Annotated in this window: 2 protein-coding genes; both read right to left on the reverse strand. The window is 67.7% G+C overall.

The genetic code is table 11. From position 1 onward, the window contains the following. Positions 1-191 (reverse strand): DUF7059 domain-containing protein (locus tag ACWGPE_RS19010; RefSeq protein WP_452049315.1); only part of this gene is annotated, 191 nt, incomplete at its 3' end. An 83-nt stretch (positions 192-274) separates the two neighbouring features. After that, a complete protein-coding gene (locus tag ACWGPE_RS19015; protein ID WP_452049316.1) occupies positions 275-1,054 on the reverse strand; it encodes an SOS response-associated peptidase in 780 nt (259 codons plus the stop codon). Between the last annotated feature and the right edge of the window lie 149 nt (positions 1,055-1,203).

The raw sequence follows: 1,203 nt of genomic DNA on the forward strand, positions 1-1,203 counted from the left end.
GTCTGCAGGCCGACCGACGGGAACGCCGCCTCGACCGACTCGGGCGTTTCCTCGGTACCCAACAGCAGCAGACGCACCAGCACGCCCAGCCGCTGACGGTCGGCCTGCGCGGCGTGGGTCGCCCTCAGGGCCGGCCACCACACACCCCGGCTCAGCGCGGCGTTGGCATCGGCGCCCAGGAGTTCGGCCACGCCGTCGGTGGTGAATCCGGCCGAACGAAGGTCGGCACCGATCGCATCGAGAAGACCAGGGTCGACGCCTCCTCCAGTCCCGCTCAAAACAGCCCCATCTCTTCAGGTTCGGCCGGCTCGATGAGCTCTGGGCCGTTGTTGCGGACACTGTTGACCAAGCGCGACACCTCACGAACCGCGATCCGGTCCAGATCGCCGTGCCCGCGCAGCAGGCCCTCGTCGATCGGGGCGTCGGGATCCATCCAGCGGTCCCAGTCCGGCGCGCTGATGGTCAGCGGCATCCGGTCGTGGATCTCGGCGAGCGGGCCCGCGGCGTCGGTGGTGATGATGGTGCAACTGAGCAGCGGCGGGGCGTCCTTCGGTGCGCCCTGGGGGCGCCACGTGGTCCACAGTCCGGCCATGAACAGCAGTTCACCGTCGGCGCCGTACATGTAGAACGGGGTCTTGGCAGTCTTCTTTCCGTCGCCGCCGGGGTTCGGTTTCCACTCGTACCAGCCGTCCATCGGGATCAGGCAGCGCTTGTTCTTCGCGGAGTTGCGGAATGCCGGCGAGGTGGTGACCTTCTCGGCGCGCGCATTGATCAGCAGCGGGCCCTTGGTGTCCGGGCCGCCGCCCTCGGCGGTTTTCACCCACGGTGGGATCAACCCCCAGCGCATGGAGCGGACCCGGCGCGTCGAGGAGTCCTCGGGTTCGGTGTGCCGTTTGACGACGCTGCTGATGGTCGTCGTGGGCGCCACGTTGTAATTGGCGCCCGTGACGTCCTTGTCCCCCGAACTCGACGCGCTCTCGTCAATCGCCTGGATTTTCTGCGCCAGCAGCGCCGGATCGGTGGTCACTGCGAAACGTCCACACATAGTGCCCATGGTTGCAGAGTCCGCGGACAAGGCAGGATGTACAGCGTGAGCGGACGTCAGGAGCAATTGGAGCACTGGCCGGCGCCGTCGGCGACAACCCCGGTCGATGCCACGGTGACGGTGCCCGGTTCGAAGTCTCTGACCAACCGCGCGCTCGT

This window comes from Agromyces sp. NPDC055658, assembly GCF_053618155.1.